General features: G+C 41.6%; 17 protein-coding genes. 6 read left to right on the top strand and 11 right to left on the bottom strand.

The window, feature by feature from the left end; genetic code table 11:
- Positions 1-38: 38 nt before the first annotated feature.
- The 3 genes from AC1U9Z_RS12615 to AC1U9Z_RS12605 form a co-directional block, all read right to left on the bottom strand.
- A complete protein-coding gene (locus tag AC1U9Z_RS12615) occupies positions 39-1,667 on the bottom strand; it encodes a (Fe-S)-binding protein (protein WP_333529279.1) in 1,629 nt (542 codons plus the stop codon).
- A 35-nt stretch (positions 1,668-1,702) separates the two neighbouring features.
- Positions 1,703-2,611 carry a respiratory nitrate reductase subunit gamma gene (locus AC1U9Z_RS12610; protein WP_333529278.1) on the bottom strand — a complete coding sequence of 303 codons (909 nt, stop codon included), beginning with the start codon at positions 2,609-2,611 and terminating at the stop codon, positions 1,703-1,705.
- 241 nt (positions 2,612-2,852) lie between these two features.
- Positions 2,853-3,515: an O-methyltransferase gene (locus AC1U9Z_RS12605; RefSeq protein ID WP_333529277.1), complete on the bottom strand. Its 663-nt coding sequence runs from the start codon at positions 3,513-3,515 to the stop codon at positions 2,853-2,855.
- 128 nt (positions 3,516-3,643) lie between these two features.
- On the opposite strand from AC1U9Z_RS12605, the gene AC1U9Z_RS12600 reads away from it, so the two are divergent.
- Positions 3,644-4,558, top strand: coding sequence for a LysR family transcriptional regulator (locus AC1U9Z_RS12600; RefSeq protein ID WP_333529276.1), 915 nt, complete (start codon positions 3,644-3,646; stop codon positions 4,556-4,558).
- A gap of 54 nt (positions 4,559-4,612) precedes the next feature.
- Here AC1U9Z_RS12600 and AC1U9Z_RS12595 read toward each other — a convergent pair whose 3' ends face one another.
- On the bottom strand, positions 4,613-5,419 hold the full coding sequence (locus AC1U9Z_RS12595; RefSeq protein ID WP_333529275.1) for a YkgJ family cysteine cluster protein: 807 nt from the start codon (positions 5,417-5,419) through the stop codon (positions 4,613-4,615).
- Positions 5,420-5,570: 151 nt separating this feature from the next.
- Between AC1U9Z_RS12595 and AC1U9Z_RS12590 the strand changes: the two genes are divergently transcribed.
- Positions 5,571-5,813: a hypothetical protein gene (locus AC1U9Z_RS12590; protein ID WP_333529274.1), complete on the top strand. Its 243-nt coding sequence runs from the start codon at positions 5,571-5,573 to the stop codon at positions 5,811-5,813.
- 112 nt (positions 5,814-5,925) lie between these two features.
- On the opposite strand, the gene AC1U9Z_RS12585 is transcribed toward AC1U9Z_RS12590, so the two are convergent.
- The 3 genes from AC1U9Z_RS12585 to AC1U9Z_RS12575 all read right to left on the bottom strand — a co-directional run bounded on the left by AC1U9Z_RS12585 (position 5,926) and on the right by AC1U9Z_RS12575 (position 8,925).
- Entirely contained in the window at positions 5,926-7,206 is a 1,281-nt protein-coding gene (locus tag AC1U9Z_RS12585) for a [Fe-Fe] hydrogenase large subunit C-terminal domain-containing protein (RefSeq protein WP_333529273.1), read from the bottom strand.
- Between the two features lie 130 nt (positions 7,207-7,336).
- Complete coding sequence (locus AC1U9Z_RS12580; protein ID WP_333529272.1) at positions 7,337-7,723, bottom strand: hypothetical protein; 387 nt, start codon at positions 7,721-7,723, stop codon at positions 7,337-7,339.
- Between the two features lie 65 nt (positions 7,724-7,788).
- Positions 7,789-8,925: an FUSC family protein gene (locus tag AC1U9Z_RS12575; protein ID WP_333529271.1), complete on the bottom strand. Its 1,137-nt coding sequence runs from the start codon at positions 8,923-8,925 to the stop codon at positions 7,789-7,791.
- A 110-nt stretch (positions 8,926-9,035) separates the two neighbouring features.
- Between AC1U9Z_RS12575 and AC1U9Z_RS12570 the strand changes: the two genes are divergently transcribed.
- Positions 9,036-9,494: a hypothetical protein gene (locus AC1U9Z_RS12570; protein WP_333529270.1), complete on the top strand. Its 459-nt coding sequence runs from the start codon at positions 9,036-9,038 to the stop codon at positions 9,492-9,494.
- Between the two features lie 7 nt (positions 9,495-9,501).
- On the opposite strand, the gene AC1U9Z_RS12565 is transcribed toward AC1U9Z_RS12570, so the two are convergent.
- Positions 9,502-10,743 carry a BaiN/RdsA family NAD(P)/FAD-dependent oxidoreductase gene (locus AC1U9Z_RS12565; RefSeq protein WP_333529269.1) on the bottom strand — a complete coding sequence of 414 codons (1,242 nt, stop codon included), beginning with the start codon at positions 10,741-10,743 and terminating at the stop codon, positions 9,502-9,504.
- Positions 10,736-12,349, bottom strand: a complete 1,614-nt coding sequence (locus AC1U9Z_RS12560; RefSeq protein WP_333529268.1) for an NAD(P)/FAD-dependent oxidoreductase — start codon at positions 12,347-12,349, stop codon at positions 10,736-10,738. The genes AC1U9Z_RS12565 and AC1U9Z_RS12560 overlap by 8 nt, the downstream gene beginning before the upstream one ends.
- 278 nt (positions 12,350-12,627) lie before the next feature.
- On the opposite strand from AC1U9Z_RS12560, the gene AC1U9Z_RS12555 reads away from it, so the two are divergent.
- The gene (locus AC1U9Z_RS12555; RefSeq protein ID WP_333529267.1) at positions 12,628-12,798 is read left to right on the top strand and encodes a hypothetical protein; all 171 of its coding nucleotides are present in this window, start codon (positions 12,628-12,630) and stop codon (positions 12,796-12,798) included.
- Between the two features lie 112 nt (positions 12,799-12,910).
- Complete coding sequence (locus AC1U9Z_RS12550; RefSeq protein WP_333529266.1) at positions 12,911-13,177, top strand: GIY-YIG nuclease family protein; 267 nt, start codon at positions 12,911-12,913, stop codon at positions 13,175-13,177.
- 150 nt (positions 13,178-13,327) lie between these two features.
- Here the strand turns inward: AC1U9Z_RS12550 and AC1U9Z_RS12545 are convergent, their stop codons facing one another.
- On the bottom strand, positions 13,328-14,161 hold the full coding sequence (locus tag AC1U9Z_RS12545; protein WP_333529265.1) for an MBL fold metallo-hydrolase: 834 nt from the start codon (positions 14,159-14,161) through the stop codon (positions 13,328-13,330).
- Positions 14,162-14,446: 285 nt separating this feature from the next.
- Here AC1U9Z_RS12545 and AC1U9Z_RS12540 point away from each other — a divergent pair, with 285 nt between their 5' ends.
- Positions 14,447-16,345 (top strand): ABC transporter ATP-binding protein, encoded by a 1,899-nt coding sequence (locus AC1U9Z_RS12540; protein WP_333529264.1) that lies wholly within the window; start codon positions 14,447-14,449, stop codon positions 16,343-16,345.
- A 23-nt stretch (positions 16,346-16,368) separates the two neighbouring features.
- Here the strand turns inward: AC1U9Z_RS12540 and AC1U9Z_RS12535 are convergent, their stop codons facing one another.
- A complete protein-coding gene (locus AC1U9Z_RS12535; protein ID WP_333529263.1) occupies positions 16,369-17,124 on the bottom strand; it encodes a globin-coupled sensor protein in 756 nt (251 codons plus the stop codon).
- Between the last annotated feature and the right edge of the window lie 25 nt (positions 17,125-17,149).

The raw sequence follows: 17,149 nt of genomic DNA, 5'->3' as shown, positions 1-17,149 counted from the left end.
GCAACCCACCCTAAGGGCAGATTGCCTTAAAAGAATGTTTATTTTTTAACGTGTTTAGCAATCCATTCTTCTTCGTCCAAAAACTCTAAGAATGGTCTGTCAAATTGAACCATGGCATTAACAACCAATTCCACTAGACCACCATAATGGACGTTGAATTTGGCAGTGGCTTGGTAATACTCCAGGATGTCACGAATGGCACCTTTACAGTTGGAACAAGGTGCACATATATACTTGGGTGCGTCATCTTCCATGACACCTTGGAAGGCCTCAAGGATCTGCTTAAATTTCATACGACTGGAAACTTTGTTTCTAAACTCAGGGAAATTAAAGGATTTCATGATGGCAAAACCACTGCCCCCACCACAGCAGAAGTTCTTAGCACCGTGGGGATACATTTCCCTAAATTGCGGACATACAGCATTGATAATATCGCGCTGGGGCTGAACGATTCCCATCATCCGGGAAACGTTACAGGGATCGTGCATGGTTACTGGAAAATCGTTGCGAGCGGGATCGAGCTTATAAACACCTTTCTTGACGATATCTTGAAGCAGGGGTAAAAAACTCTCTCTGGGGATGTTATCAGCACCCACCATCGCTCTGTCAATGGAAACCATGGCAGCTTTGTGGGCATGTCCACATTCGCCAACAACGATTCTGCGTACACCCAGATCTTTACCTGCCTTTACTTGGGCCAGACCAATTTTTCTTGACTGGGCATCATCATAGAAAAGACCGTAGTTTACGTTATCGTAGCCGATCATCTCACTGCTAAGGGTCCAATCCAGACCGGCTTCTTCAAAAAGTATAACAAAGGCAGCTGGGTTTTCGGGCCAAGCCATATATTCACCGGCATTGTGGGTTAAAAGGATATCCGCACCCTTTTTGTCCACAGGAATTTTATACTGTTTACCGGTTCTTTCATAAAGGTCTTCTTCCAAGAATTCAATCATATCCAGGAAAGCTTCCCTGGTGATACCTGTACTGGAACCTGTTTTTAGTTGCAGCATGGAGCCTTTTTCATGTAAGGGTTTAGGGGCAATTCCCAGTTCCATACTGAAAACTTTACGAATTTCCCTGGCCAACAAGCCGTTATCTAAGCCCAATGGACAGGTCTGGGCACAGCGACGACAAAGGTTGCAACGGTAGGCCAATTCACCAAGACGGAGTATCGTCTCAGCATTAATGTCAATATCCCCACCGTTAAATTTACTCCAGAAGCTGCTGCCGTTGAAGTGTTTCTTAGCAATTTTACGAAAAACTTCAGAACGGAAAATGGGTCTGTAAACTTCTTGCTCACCACTGGCCTTAAACACGTGACAGGCCTCTGAGCAAGTATTGCATTTAGCACAATACTCATAGGAGAGAAGAAATGGCTGTAGATAGTTTCTGTTGGTTTCATCAGAAAATAGCTTTTCCAAACCATTCAAGAAGCCTTTAACCAATGCCTCTTCTTCTTCCTTGGTCTTAGGTCTAACTAAGGCCTCATTACCCACAAAGCCGTCCAGGGTGGTGCAATAATCTTCTTTCCAACTATCCTTAATCTCTTTAAATTGAGGTTCCATACCTGGCTTATCATAGGGTGCTGGTAGGGGCATTAAATTTTCTATTTTAGCTAACTGACCAGTTTGTTTACCCATATCTTGGGGTCTAATATCGCCCATTTTTTAGTATACCTCCTATCTTAGTATGTTTTTAACTACTTCTTGTCCTGCTGTGCCGCAGGATTGATATGAGGTGCGGACCAGGAGGCGTTGGGTTTGTAGCTAATGGCTTCTTTAATTACACTTTCCATTTGGGAATTTCTGATGTTTGGTTCATTATCCCAGAGAACCTTGTGGAAAGCAAAATATTTGCCTACATAGTGACTCATTTTGGTTTGGGGGATATAGATCATTACAGCACCCAATAAAAGAATATGAATGGTTAGTGCCGTGTTTGCCTCAATGGCAGAGAAGGTAAACATTGCCTTAAATATCTCCCGGCCATAATTAAAGCTAGGGTCACCTATCCAAACGACCAAACCAGAAGCTACAACAGCAAAGAGAAATAATAAATTAAAATATTCCTGAGGTGTGGTGTACTTAGCAAAAGTATTATTAACAATTCTCTTTAAAAACAAGCTAACGGAACCAAAGGCCAATAAGAGAGCACCAGCCGCACCAGCCGCAAAGGTAAGATAATAAATAAAGGCAGCAAATGCATTGGCACTAACGCCCTCAGCAGTGGTAATAGGCATGCCCGATAGATCCATGATTGCGCCAACTGCTAAAAGGATTGTCCATAAACCTAACAGATAAATACCTAGATGCAATGCGTAAGAAAGCCACCATTGACGCTTTTGGTTAACAAACAAGTTTTTAATAAATAGCATTTCTTTTAACATGTCTATTATTTCGCCGCTATGAGATACTTCCCTGGGTTTGTTCCAGTACTCAACATCTTCGTAGTAAGAACCACCATAATGGCCCTTTTCACCTGGTTCCTTTGGGACCGGATACAGTTCCCAGCGACCATGCATGGGCATTTTGGCAAACTGGTAAGCCTTGTACAAGGATAAACCAATGAATGCCAAAATAGAGACATAAACAAATACCGTTAGCAACAAGTGAACATACCTCCTTGAAATAAATTAATTTTTTAGTATCTTTCCTAACTATTTAGCTGATAATGATGAGAAAAGATACAAAAACCCTTGTTTCTACTTTTTTCGACAAATCAATAGTATTATAGAACAACTTAAATTAGTAAGCAATAATCATTAACTGCGTAAATTTCAATATTTTGTTGTTTCATGTCTAAAACTAGGTTAATTATACCATGGATATGCTCACCTTTCCTATACGAACTTATTCGCTGGGTTTGTGAACTTTTGCACTAATGGCCACGCCATCCCCCACCGGCAAGATAATGGTCTCCAATTGATCGTGCTCTGTGACCAATTCCAGAAAAGTCCTCAGGCGTGAAACGGCTGTTTTATTCCTCCTTTTATCAATTTCCCCGGAGATTACCATACCCCTCATAAATATATCTTCTGCCACCAGTAAGCCGCCTGGTTCCAATAGTTCCACACACTTATCCAAAAACTCTACATATTTACCCTTGGCTGCATCTAAAAAAATAAAATCATAGGAATCTTTAAGCGTAAAAAGAATCTCACGGGCATCCCCAAATACCAATTCAATCTGCTTGTCCACCCCAGCTTTCTTAAAATAATGACAAGCCCTCTCCGCCCTTGGCCCATTTATCTCCAAGGTCGTTATTTTACCGCCTAGAGGTAACACTGCCTTTGCCAGCCAAAGGGTCGAATAGCCAATTGCCGTTCCTACCTCCAGTACTTTTTTACTTTTCTTTGTTAATGCCAGCCAGTATAAAAGTTGAGCCATCTCAGGCTCAACAATAGGAACTATTTTCTCTTCGGCTTCTTTTTCCATTTCGTAAAATATTTTATCTTTCTTTGGTAAAAGGGAACGAATGTACTCTTGAACTTCTTTATTTACTAAAAAATCCATAAAAATCTACTCCTTTGAATCAAAAAAGCCAAGTTTAATTTTGTCAGCAACCTGGCAGACATTTCTCTGATAGACCGAATATAATTAGGAGATATTATGCCTATTAGGCAAAGAGTGAAGGTGATACCATGAACTTGTCCCATTTTAGGGTTTTTAAAACCCTTGCTGAGACATTAAACATAACCAAAGCCAGTAAAATACTGGATTTATCCCAACCTACCATCAATCATAATATTTATCTATTAGAGCAGCATTACGGTGCAAAATTATTTGACCGATCGAATAAAAAACTAAAAATAACTCGATTTGGGGAAGTATTGCTTAAATACATCAATCAAATACTAGATCTGGTTGAGCACTCAGAACAACATATAAATGATCTGGTTGGGGAACTAAGTGGTAATTTAACCCTCGGAGCCAGTCATACCATTGCAGAAAATGTTTTGCCAAAAATTATGGGTATGTTTAGTCATGATTACCCAGAAGTAACTATACACCTAGAAGTTAACAACACGCAACACATCGTTGAACACATTTTGTCAAACAAATTGGATTTGGGGCTTATAGAAGGTCCTGCAACCAACGAGAATATCATTTCTAAGCCTTTTATGAAAGACGAACTTTTAGTAGTTCTCCCCGTTAATCACCCGCTAACGGTGAAAAAGAACCTTACTTTAAAAGAAGTGGCTGCCCTTCCCTTTGTGTTAAGGGAAGAAGGCTCCGGTACTCGGGTGGTCATGGAGGCTACCTTGAAGGAGGCGGGATTAGACCCCGGCAACCTAAACATGGTGATGGAACTTGGTAATACCCAAGCCGTTATCGGTGCAGTGGAGGCTGGACTGGGTGCTACTATTTTATCCGGCTTAGCGGTTACTAAAGAAATTCAATTGAAAACTGTAAAAACTTGCCGCATCGCAAATGTCAATATCTTCCGCAATTTCTCTGTTATTGTTAATAAGGAGAAGCCTTTGTCCTCCATCGTACAAACCTTCCTGGACTTTATTTCAATGGAGGAAACACAAAAAGTATTTAGCAATTCTTAATCAAAAGGGGAGTGTCTCTTACTACAAAGTAGTTATGCGACACTCCCTTCTATACTATCCGGTAACCAGAACTTCCTTCATTCGTTCCATTAGGCTGCCTGAAAAAACCTCACCAGCATTCGGACCAAAGCCAAAACCTGCGGCAATATCTGTTAATATAACTTTCAATGCTTTCATTCTGCGGCGGTAAAAATCCTCGTGGCTCACTTCTTCCTCGGATATCCCCAACTTTCCCCTCAGTACATCTGGACCATACAGTAGGGGCAACATCATTCTAGCTATATTTTCATTGCTCCATGCCTGGCTGTTTAGTTGAGTTGTGGCATAATGGATAACCTCTAAATACAGATCGGATAATTCATAAAACTTCTCACACTGGGCATCTGCAAACCACTCTTCAACTGTCCAAGTCTTTTCCGATTTGTGTCCCAGGCAAAAACCCATTTTTTCCACAACAAAGATGCGTTCTGATTTGGTCCCATCCTGCTCAAACCGCACCGCTCTGCCAATAGGATAGGTTCTGCAATTGCGAGAACGTACTGGGTATATCTCACATCTCCCATCCTCCAACATAAAAATACAGGGTCCATCTTCAGCATGTTTCAATCTGACATAGGGCCATTTTAATTGGTTATTAAACTCATATTTGCAGTACTGCGCCAAAAATTTCTGTCCTGACATACCCAGGTGTCTAGCCATAATTTCAACATCCCAAGGGTCTAACAGAATCGTTATTGAATTGCAGCATCTGCCCATACACTGGTTTTTACACTCAAAGGTGAAACGATTTGATGGATCAATTTCAGGTAATGAGCCGTTTTCTAACTGTTCCAATAGTTCCTGTTTATAGCTGTAAGTCATAATCTGAACTCCCCTCCTACTATCTTACTAAAGATAATTCGACTCAATCCAAGTAAATCCTTGTGAAAAAATTATTTTGCCGGCAGGGACCGGGACTTGTATATAGAATAAATCTAATGATAAACAATTAATGTCAATGGAGGGTGCAGCAATGGAACAAAACAAAGAATTAGAGCTTAACCTGTCGGAAGAAACAATAAAGATGTTAGAAGAGTACGCCTCAAAGAAAGGTTCAACCCCAGAAGATGTGGCAGAGTATATTATCTATGAATTTTTACGCAATCAAATACACGTAATTGAAAAACGTTCAGAAGAAACCGGCGTACCGGTTAGCGAATTAGTTAGTTTACAATTTACCAAAATTCTTCTTTACTTGATGGACCAGAAACAATAAATAGCCTAAAAAATGTAAGGGAGCGACCCCGTGTCGTTCCCTTACATTTAATCCTTCCGCTGTTGCCGGCGTTGCGTGAACAGAACGGTCAAGACCGCTCCCTACAGTTCCTCTAAAGATTTAAGCTCCGACTGAACATCTTGGCCTTTTCTTCATCAAACAAATCCTCTATTTCATCAAAACCAAGGCTTTTTAACAAAGCCAGCACATATTTATTATCTGCCGGTGTGAGGCTTATGGCCTCGTCGCCGTACCCATTCACCAGGTTTGTTCCCTGGGCCGGGTCTATTAATACATGGGGACCTCCGACACAACCACCGAAACAACCCATTCCTTCATAAAAGTTTGCCGATGTTTTTCCTTCCAGGGCCTCTTGCAGCATTTTACGGCATTCTTTAACGCCGTGGGCTTGTACAGCTTTTATTTGGATCGGTTTATCCGGTCTTATCCTCTTCAAAGCAGCAGCAACAGCCTCACTTACACCGCCGGTACGGGCATAGATCCTGCCACCTGTGGAGGAATGTTCCTTTTCATCTGCTTCCACCTCCGCAGGGTTAATACCCACTGCCTCAAAAATCTGTTTTAGCTCCTTAAATGTAATGACTACATCCACTGCATCCTTTACGTCTGGTTCCTTTGCCTCGGCCTTTTTAGCTATACAAGGACCGATAAAAACTACCTTCGCGTCCGGGTGCAATTTTTTAACCCCCCTGCCGCAGGCCACCATGGGTGACACGGAGGGAGTTATATGGGGTGCTAATTGTTTATATACCTTTTTGACCATGGAGACCCACATGGGGCAACACATACTGGTAAGAACAAAGTCACCTTCTTTGCGTACATGGGCATCAAATTCTAAAGCTTCTCGAAAGGTAAGTATATCAGCAAAAAGGGCCACTTCCACCATACCGTAAAAACCCAACTTTTTTAAAGCTGCTCTCATTTTACCCGGTGTAACCTCGGGGCCAAATTGCCCTATAAACGCGGGTGCAATAATGGCATATACTGGAATATTGCGATTTTTTAATACCTCTATCAGAGGGATAAATTCTTTTTTATCCACCAAACAGTTATGCTCACAAAGGTTCACACAGTGGCCGCAGTCATTGCAGTCACTACTTCTGATGACTACGTTTCCTTTCGCATCACGTTCAATAGCACCCATCAAGCAGGAAACCTGACACCCCTGATCATTGCAACCGCAATCAAGGTCACAGTCCTTTATCTTAAATACAACTTTATCGGGATCTCCCCCGCCCGTGGCGTAATGAATAAAGTCATTAACATGGCTATGGCCATCTTTCTTTAGTCTTTCAACCTCTTGCTCCAAGTCACCATCATAGGCTGATTTGACAAGGTCTTTAAAAATATCATCATAGGTTAATTTAGTCACTTTGGGCCTCCATAATCACGTTTCTCCTATTTTGCCACAAAATAAAAGAGACTATTAGAAAAAGCCTCTTTTGTCTTCCGCACTCCGCTCTAATGCTATCCTAAAGCTGAGGGCTAACGGCTGATGACGATTATTTCCTTTTCTTTCCCTGTTTCTTGCCACCCTTTTCCCTCTCAGTTACTTGTGCTTTGCTTCCTTTTTGGGCCTTCTTCGCCTCAAACAGCATCGATCCACTCTTAAACAGCAGGTAGAGGACGCCAATCCACGATACAACTGGTAAAATGGCTAACAAACTGACAAACCATACGGTGTGTTGTTTGAGACCGATGGCGTAGCCAAACCATAGGGAAAGAGCTGCCAAAGACAATCTCCAGCCTAAGACAACATATTGAAGTTGATGTTCCGTTAGTTTAGTCTCCCCTTGCCAGAAAACGAGACCATAAATAGCTGTAAAAGCAACAAAAAGCACGGTAAATACCCGTCTTTTTTTCTGAAGGTCATCCACAAATGTGCTCATATTTTCACCTCTGTGCCGCAATATTTTCTCATTATACCATAATTTAAATCATATTCTAAATTCTTCTAAGAACGGACGGCAGACTTATTTCTTTTAGCAAAGGTTCCTGCGCTTTGCTTTTCGTTGATCATGTTTAAAAATTCCTTGGTGGCACGGGTTCCATACTTTAAGTTATTAGCAACCACGGCTAAAAAAAGTAAAGCATGCATATAATAGGCACCGGTTAATTTCTCGTGCCACATATCTACATAATCACTCATCTCTTGCCAAAATTCATCGTCCACAGGATAGCTTTGGGCTGGCTTTCCTTCGAATATAGACCTTCTTAACTGCTCATTCAACCGTTGAAACTCAATTAGACCGTGCTGCAGCATCGCTAAAATTGCCGCAAATTCTTCGGATATGACAGGGTTTCCCATATGTTCACGCCAGGCAATACGTTCCTTTGTATTCTCATAAATATCTTTGCATTTATGGTAAAGGTTAGCATTAAAATCAATATAGCGTTCCAGCATTTGGTCTTGCCAGGGGAAGGGGGATTTGTGCCGTCCCAATTGTTCATTCCATAATTCAAGGTACAAGCGGCTTTCCTTGAGGATGCTTTTAACCTCCTGACGTTTTTCTTCGTAAGCTTCAAAGGGCTTTTGTTGGGGAATGATAAAATCATTCGTCATCTCCGTAAAGAAATCCACTGTTGCAGTATTGAGTTTTTGCAGACTTACCAGCAATCGGTCCCGATAACGGGGCGGGGCAACCAGTCCATTAACAGCCATACCCACGGCCAAACCTAAAAATATAACCAGACTTCTATAAAGGGCTTCCGATAAAAAGGCCTCTTCCGGTGAACTTAAGATAATAACCATCGGCATCAGTGCCATAACAACTTCGCCAAATCCCAATCTTAGGGCAGACCAAATGACCAGCGGTGTAGCAATCCCCATGGCCAGTGGGCCTGGTGACCACAGAAATCCGATGGTTAAGCCAATGATTACACCAACAATATGGACAATGATTTGTTCAAAAGCATTGTGCAGGGATCTACTTAAGGTGGGCTGCACATTGACAATGGCTGTTATAGCAGCAACAACTGCATTTAACTCAAATTCCCTGGCCAGAAAAACTGCTATCATCACCGCTAGGGCGGTTTTTATCATTCTTGCCCCAAAGGGCATCTTTAATTTTAAAATACTTAATCTTAGCATAGAACCTCTCTTTAATCTTATCTTTAATCTTAATTGAAATAAATCTTGACAATATAGGTGGGATAATATAATACTATGTCATCCTGAGATATCAAAGGGAGGTGACCTAGTTGAAAATCATTAATAACCAGAACATCATCACCAATAAACAAATTGAACAGCTTATAAAGCTGCTGGGTAAGGACTACCGGCCCAAAACCGTCGTGGTCTATGAAACCAGGCTAGATATTTTTAAATTCTTCTCCCGCAGCTTAAGCTTTTCATTAGAGGAATTGCGAGGTGATCTGGAAGGAACCTATGATGAAGCAACGGATACTGCCGCCATATACATTTTTGTCCAAACGGATGATGGAGATGATCGACACAGTAAACAGCTTTACTCCCTGCACGCCCTCGTTCATGAACTAAGACACCGATTCCAATATGTCAACAGCTTCTTAACCAATAACGATGAAAAATCCGAGCAGGACGCCGACCAATTTGCTACCCGCTTTATAAATGGCAACTCACATCGAATCAGTAAGATTATGAACTGGCCGGATGAATGGACTGTAGAGGAGGAAGATTAATAACCAATCATGCCAATACCGCATTTCTTCCTGCTGCATAACCAGAGGACCAGGCCCATTGTAAGTTATACCCACCACAGTCACCGTCTATATCCATTATTTCACCAGCAAAATATAATCCTGGAACAATTTTTGATTCCATTGTTTGGGGATTAATATCCCGAACATCAACCCCACCGGCTGTTACTTGAGCAGCAGTCCAGGTGTTGGTTCCGATGACTTCAAATTGCCAGTCTTGTAAAATATCAAGTATTTTCTCCCGTTCAGCAGATGTAACCTCTGCTACTTTTTTATTAATATCACGAATCCCCGCTTGTTTCAACAATACTGGTATCAGTTGCTTATTAATAAACCCTACAAAACTAAAAACAAGATTTTTTGTCGGGTTGTCCTGAAATCGTTTCAGAATATACTGGGCCAATTCTTCCCTGGAAAGATGGGTGATTATGCTTACCTTAAGCCACACCTGTTTGTTTTTATGCAGCCATTGGGCCGCAGTACGGCTAAGATCAAAAATAGGTGGTCCTGATATACCATACTCTGTAAATAGGATTTCACCCTGGGCCTGGGCCATTGGCCTTTTATGAACGATAATCGCAGCTTCGCCATCAATTTTTATGCCCTTTATCTGCTTTAAAAAGGACTCCGCTAATTTTAGTTGAACCAGGGCAGGATAGGGCTCAACTAAACGATGTCCCAACTTTTCCGCCAGTTGATAACCACTTCCTGTGGAACCCAAATTTGGAGCAGCTTTCCCTCCGGTGGCTAGGATTACTTTATGGGCAAAAAAATTATCTCCATTTTTTATGGTAACGTCAAAACCGTTTTTATTTTTCTTTATTTCCTTAACCTCTGCCTCTACGATGGTTTCTACTTCTAAACGTTCCAATTCGTGCCTTAATACGTCCAGAACACTGGAGGCTTGGTTGGAAAAAGGATAGACCTTGCCCCTTTCCTCTACTTTATGAGAGATACCCAATTGCTCAAAAAACTCGATGGCTTGATAATTATTAAACTGCTGCAAGGCAGTAATGGCAAATTTAGGAGAAGAACCATGAAAATGCCCTATATCCATTTCCATATTGGTTAAATTGCATCTGCCATTGCCCGTGGCAAGAATTTTTTTGCCAACTCGTTGATTTCTCTCTAAAATAGTAACATGGGCATCGCACCGACCAGCCACAATTGCTGCCAACAGGCCGGCCGCTCCTCCCCCAATAACAATAATTTTGTTTTTAGACTTAGACATAGGTTCCATCTCCTAGGGGTTTATACTTAGCTATAACCGCTTCTGCCACACGAATACCATCCACTGCGGCAGACACAATGCCCCCTGCATAACCTGCCCCCTCGCCCACCGGATAAAGCCCCCCCATGTTAGACTGCTGCTGCTCGTTACGCTCAATACGAATCGGCGAAGAACTTCTGGTTTCAACCCCTGTAAGGATTGCTTCTGGCAAGGCAAAGCCCTTTAACTTTTTATCAAAATCCAAAATTGCTTCCTTTAAAGTTTCCACCACATAGGTGGGCAGACAATGTTTAAGCTCCGCCAAAGACACAGCTTTGCGGTAGGAAGGTTCCACCTGTCCAATTTGCCGTGATGGTCTGTCTGCCAGGAAATCTCCCACTAATTGAGCTGGTGCCTGATAATTGGCTCCTGCTAGCTCAAAGGCCTTCCTTTCCCATTGACGCTGAAATTCTACACCGGCTAAGGGATGCTCACTATTAAAATCTTCAGGCCTTACTCCCACCAATAACGCACTGTTGGCATTTTCAGCACTGCGGGCATATTCACTCATACCATTGGTTACAACGCCACCCTCCTCAGATGCGGCAGCCACAACGACACCCCCGGGACACATGCAAAAGGTATAGGCCGAACGTCCGCTTGATGAGTGATAGGCCAACTTATATTCTGCCGGCCCAAGCTTTGAATGGTGGGCAAACTGCTTGTATTGGGCACGATTTATTAATTCCTGGGGGTGTTCAACTCTTACCCCAATAGAAAAGGCCTTTGGGGTAATCTTGACACCTTTGTCATATAACATTTTAAAGGTATCCCTGGCACTATGGCCGATGGCCAACAGTACCACTTCTGCTTTAATTAATTCTTCATCATTTACCACGACGCCGGTTAACTTTCCTTGATCTATTTTAATATCTGATACTTTGGCATTAAAACAAACTTCCCCACCCAGGCTTATGATCCGATGGCGAATATTTTTCACTACACACCGTAAAACATCTGTCCCTACGTGTGGTTTATGGGAATATAATATCTCAGTTGGTGCCCCGGAGGACACCATTTCCTCCAAAACTTTGCGACAGCGGGGATCACGTATTAAGGTTGTTAATTTACCATCCGAAAAAGTCCCCGCTCCCCCTTCACCAAATTGGACGTTACATTCGGTATCAAGTTTGCCGGTTTTCCAAAAGGTTCTCACTGCCTCGCTTCTTGTGTCAACATCCGCTCCCCTTTCCAGCAATAACGGCCGATAGCCCATAACTGCTAAAATTAATCCGGCAAACAGCCCCCCAGGGCCAGTACCAATAATGATTGGTCTGTTCTTTAAAGGAACCACTCCTGGTTTGATATATTTATAATCAAGATCTGGGGAGGAAGATACATCTTTGTCCCCGGCAAATTTCTTGAGGATTTTATCTTCATGGGCAACCACTGCATCCACTGTATAAATAAAACAGACCTGATCCCTTTTTCTAGCATCCACGGAACGCTTAAAAATACGATAGTCAAGCAAATCTCTTTCCTTGATTTTGAGTTTCGACAATAATCCTTTTCTAATATCAGCTTCATCTTGATCCAAGGTCAACTTTATTCCAGAAACTCTTATCATGGTGTTCTTCCTTCCTCCAGCGGCATACTACCATAATTTTACACGAAAAAGCAAAATCCAATTCCTTAAATTACTATTTTCTTGATAAAAAGACTTGTTCCTGCATTTTTTGCAGTTTTATATAAAGATGACGGGACAAACTCCCTTTCTTTTTTAATTAATTATTAATCCATTATGCCTTACATAAAATGTATCTATTTATTATAGGGGGTTGTTTTATAGCTAATTTTGGAATACAATTCAATATATAGTTAGTTATTTGACTAGGAGGGATATTCTTGGAAAAATTCTGTGAAAAGGTAAATGAAGTTGTTACCATCGAACCTAAAATGGATTATGAAACCAGAGAAAAACAAGTTGGTTGGTTATTTTTCACCTGTTATAATTTTTACCGCAAGTGTAAAGGGGCTTGCCCTAAGCAGGAACAATTGATTAAAGATACAGAATAAGATGATGGGCTGTAACTTTTTAAGTTACAGCCCATTTATTATTTTTACTACCTTTTTTTGTCTGCCATTACTATAATAAAGAAGTAATCCTAACAAAAGGGGTACTATTAAAGTGAATGATTGCTATGTAGTTTATATTCTGAAATGTTCTGACGATACCTTATATACAGGAATTACCAATGACCTGTACAAGAGACTACTCATGCATGGCCAAGGCAAGGCCAGCAAATATACCCGTTGCCGGCTGCCTGTGCAGTTAGCCTATGTGGAAGGGGATTATACCAAGGGCCAAGCACTGTCCAGGGAAAAGGCGATTAAAAAATTAAACCGACAAAAAAAGCTTACTCTATGTGCGGCATCCGAGGGAATATGTATTTAGTCAACAAGTCCCCAGACGTCAACCGTCGGCTATGTTACCAAAACTTCAACGCTGCCACCAATCTTTGGGGCTATCCCCAAGATCCTTCGCTATCGCTCAGGATGACATAAAGTTTTCATTTTCTGATAGTACCACTGGCGGCAAGGAGAGCTATTCTATTTTCATACAGTGACCGACATTATTTAATACAAAGTCGTCACCAAAGGCCTCTTTCAGTTTCATCTGGGCATGAAAGCCTGTACAATGAGAAACAGCCAGTTTTTCTACTTTCATTTCTTTTAAGGCCTCGATTGTATGAGAAAGTCTTTCATCCTTTGCTTCCACCAAATGGGTGCCACCCACCACAGCATAGATATCCTCCACCCCGGTTACTTGTTTAGCATAGAGTAATATATTTATCAAGCCTGAGTGGCTACAGCCAACTATAACGACAATCCCCTTGGAGGTTTTAATAAATAAAGCTTGATCATCGGGCAGGGGATCTACAGGATATTCCTCAGTCCTTTTGACTACAAAGTGAGGGTTTACTTCTTCAAAATCAGTTACCCGGGGAATCTGACCAGCCAGGATAATATTATTGCTTAAATAGATCGGTTTAGTACCCAGATGAAACTCAGCCCCCAGGGCCTCTAATTCCCTTTTACTAAAGGGTATCCCATTGGGGTGCAGTTCCCCTTCCTTGTCCAGATAAAACTTTTCATCAAATATTGCCGGGTGCCCATATACAGGTTTGGGCCCAGACAAAGCCAAAACCTTTTTAAGTCCCCCGGTATGGTCATAGTGGCTATGACTTAAAGCAATGGCATCAATTTGGGTAAGATCTATCTGCAGGGTTCGAACATTTGATTCAATGGTATAACCCTGTCCCGTATCAAAGAGCAAGGAAAACTCGGGAGTTTCAACCAGTAGGGACAAACCATGTTCTGCCATGAGATCTCTTTTATTTACGGAATTTTCAGCTACCACAGTAATTTTTAACTCCATGCTAACACACCCTTTCTTTTAGCATCCTTTAAAATGGCCATGAGCCGTGGGCCGTGGGCCATGGGCTTTAAAAACCGCTATCTCTGTCATCCTTCGCTGCCGCTCAGGATGACAAAGGTTTATGGAAGCCCAAAAAGGCTGATGGCTGACAGCTGATGACTGATGGCTAAAAGCCCATGGCCCACGGCTCATGGCCATTTTCCAGGATAGCTAATAGCTAAATTATACTTCTTTCTTGTAACGTTTCACCAGTTGGGTTAAACTTTTATACTGGAGGAGTTTAAAATGATATTACTGCAGACAAACAATATTTCTAAATACTTTGGTGTAAAACAGGTCTTAAAAAACGTCACCATCTCAATCCAGGATCATGAAAAAATAGGTCTGGTGGGTGTTAACGGCGCTGGAAAATCAACTCTCTTGAAAATACTTACCGCTCAGCATAGTCCCGATGGCGGAGATATTTTTAAACAAGCCGGTTTAACCATTGGTTACTTGGCACAGGACAGTGGGCTGGATTCCCAAAAATCCATTTATGAAGAAATGCTGTCGGTCTTTCAGCATTTAATGGATATGGAACATAAGCTTAGGCAACTGGAAGAGACCATGGGTCAAGCCCAGCTTAATAACCCTGCAGCCTATCAAAAAATTATGGAAGAGTATGCCCATCTCTCGGATACCTTTCGTGACCTGGGGGGTTATAGCTATCATTCATTGATTCGCGGTGTCTTGCAAGGTCTTAATTTTTCAGATCTAGACCATAATTCCCCCATTTCATCCCTGAGTGGTGGGCAAAAAACCCGATTGGCTCTGGCCAAAAACCTTTTAAGTAAACCAAACTTACTTATTCTTGATGAACCTACTAATTATCTTGATATACACACTTTATCCTGGTTAGAACAACATTTACAAACCTATACCGGGGCAGTTTTGGTGGTTTCCCACGACCGTTATTTTTTAGATATGGTGGTAAACCGCATTATTGAGTTGGAGCATGGTACTGCTGCCACTTATAAAACCAATTATTCAGGTTTTATTGATTTAAAGGCGCAGCAACAGGAAACACAGCTTAAGCAATTTGAACAACAACAAGAAGTAATTGCCAAAACAAAGGATTTTATCCAGCGCAATATTGTGCGGGCATCCACCACCCGCAGGGCCCAAAGCCGTATGAAGCTGCTAGAAAAAATGGAACTGGTGGAAGCACCTATATCCAAACAACAGGTCTATTTTTCCTTCGATATTAACCGTCAAAGTGGCAAAGATGTTTTGCAGACTTCCCGGCTTAGTATTGGCTATCCCAATACCAAGTTGGCAATTAACATTAGCTTTTCCCTGGAACGGGGTGAAAGTTTAGCCCTCTTGGGCCCTAACGGCATTGGTAAATCCACTTTGTTAAAAACCATCATAGGTCAATTATCTCCAATTGAGGGGAACATCCGCCTAGGCACCAATGTTAGCATCGGTTATTATGCCCAACAACAGGAAAAACTTTGCCCACAAAAAACGGTGCTGGATGAACTGTGGGACGATTACCGTCTGATGGACGAAAAGGATGTAAGAACAGTGCTTGGTAATTTCCTCTTTCGGGAGGATGATGTTTACAAAAAAGTTGCTGCTCTCAGCGGGGGGGAAAGGGCTAGACTTTCCCTGGCTAAATTAATGTTGGAAAAGGCAAATCTACTAATTCTGGATGAACCCACCAACCACCTGGATATATTAAGCCGGGAGGTTTTGGAAAGTGCTTTGCTTGACTATCCTGGAACCATTTTGTTTGTTTCCCACGACCGTTATTTTCTCAATAAAATGGCCAGCCGAATTATTGAGCTAAACCCCACCGGAGTGACCAGTTATTTAGGTAACTATGACTATTACCTGGCAAAGAAAGCTGAGAAAAGTTCGCAATCAAACCAAATTGCGACTGTCAAGGAGCAGGTTGGTAAGCAAAGTTATTTAGAAAATAAAGAATTGCAAAGACAGGAAAGAAAGCGCCTGAAAAGAATTGAAGAGTTAGAACAGTTAATTGCCCAAACCGAGGCGGACATTAACCAGCTGGAAATTTCATTGGCAAGCCCGGCAATCTCCCAGGATTATACTGCATGCTTAGAACTTAGCAGGGAAATCGATGGTAAAAGGTCTAAAATTGATTCTTTTCTGGAAGAATGGCTGACATTAACCGAATAAATAAAAGACCCCACGGGGTCTTATTATTCATCGGAGGTTTTTTTCATTTTCTCAATGACCTGCTGATTAGAAGCCACCATTTGGGCAATATCCTTGGCGGATTGTGAAGATCTCTGGGCCAGTTTTCTTACTTCTTGAGCCACCACCGCAAAGGTTCGGCCATGATCGCCAGCTCTGGCTGCTTCGATGGAAGCATTTAAGGAAAGCATATTTGTCTGTTCGGCAATGTCATCGATTATTTCTGCCACTGACCCGATATCCTTTTGAAAGGAAATAAGCTGTTGCAGTTGGTCTAAAATATAGGTTTCAATGGCTAACTGCATATCCAGGTTTATTCTTTTCAAAAAGGCTTGTAATGCCTCGGCATAGGTTTCCGTACAGCTTCCATGATAGTTAGCTAAAATGCGTTGAATTTGGCCGATATAAATTTGATAGGTACCTAAATACCAATTGGGATATAGCCCTATCTGTTGGTGCTTTTTACCAATAAATAACCTTCTTTGAAGGTAATCATCACTCAGTGGTTCACACAAAGAAATAAAATATATTTTTTGGGCTTCCTTTAAACGCTCCACCGTGCTATATCGATTCAAAAGTTCTCTTAAATAAGGAAAATTTAATACATGCTGATAAAATTTATCTACTACCCCTTGGGCTTCACTCATAAACAACTCTTTATGAGCCATCATCACTTGAACTTCTTTTTCCGTAATATCTAAATAGGCCAATTGGGAGCGTCTTTGGGCTAGGTTAATATATTGATTGGTTATCTCTGACACCTCTTTACCCCTTTCATCTTTAATA

It is taken from the genome of Desulfotomaculum sp., from assembly GCF_982386235.1.
Note: the sequence above shows the minus strand (reverse complement) of the source record. Positions and strands in the feature narration are given on the sequence as shown.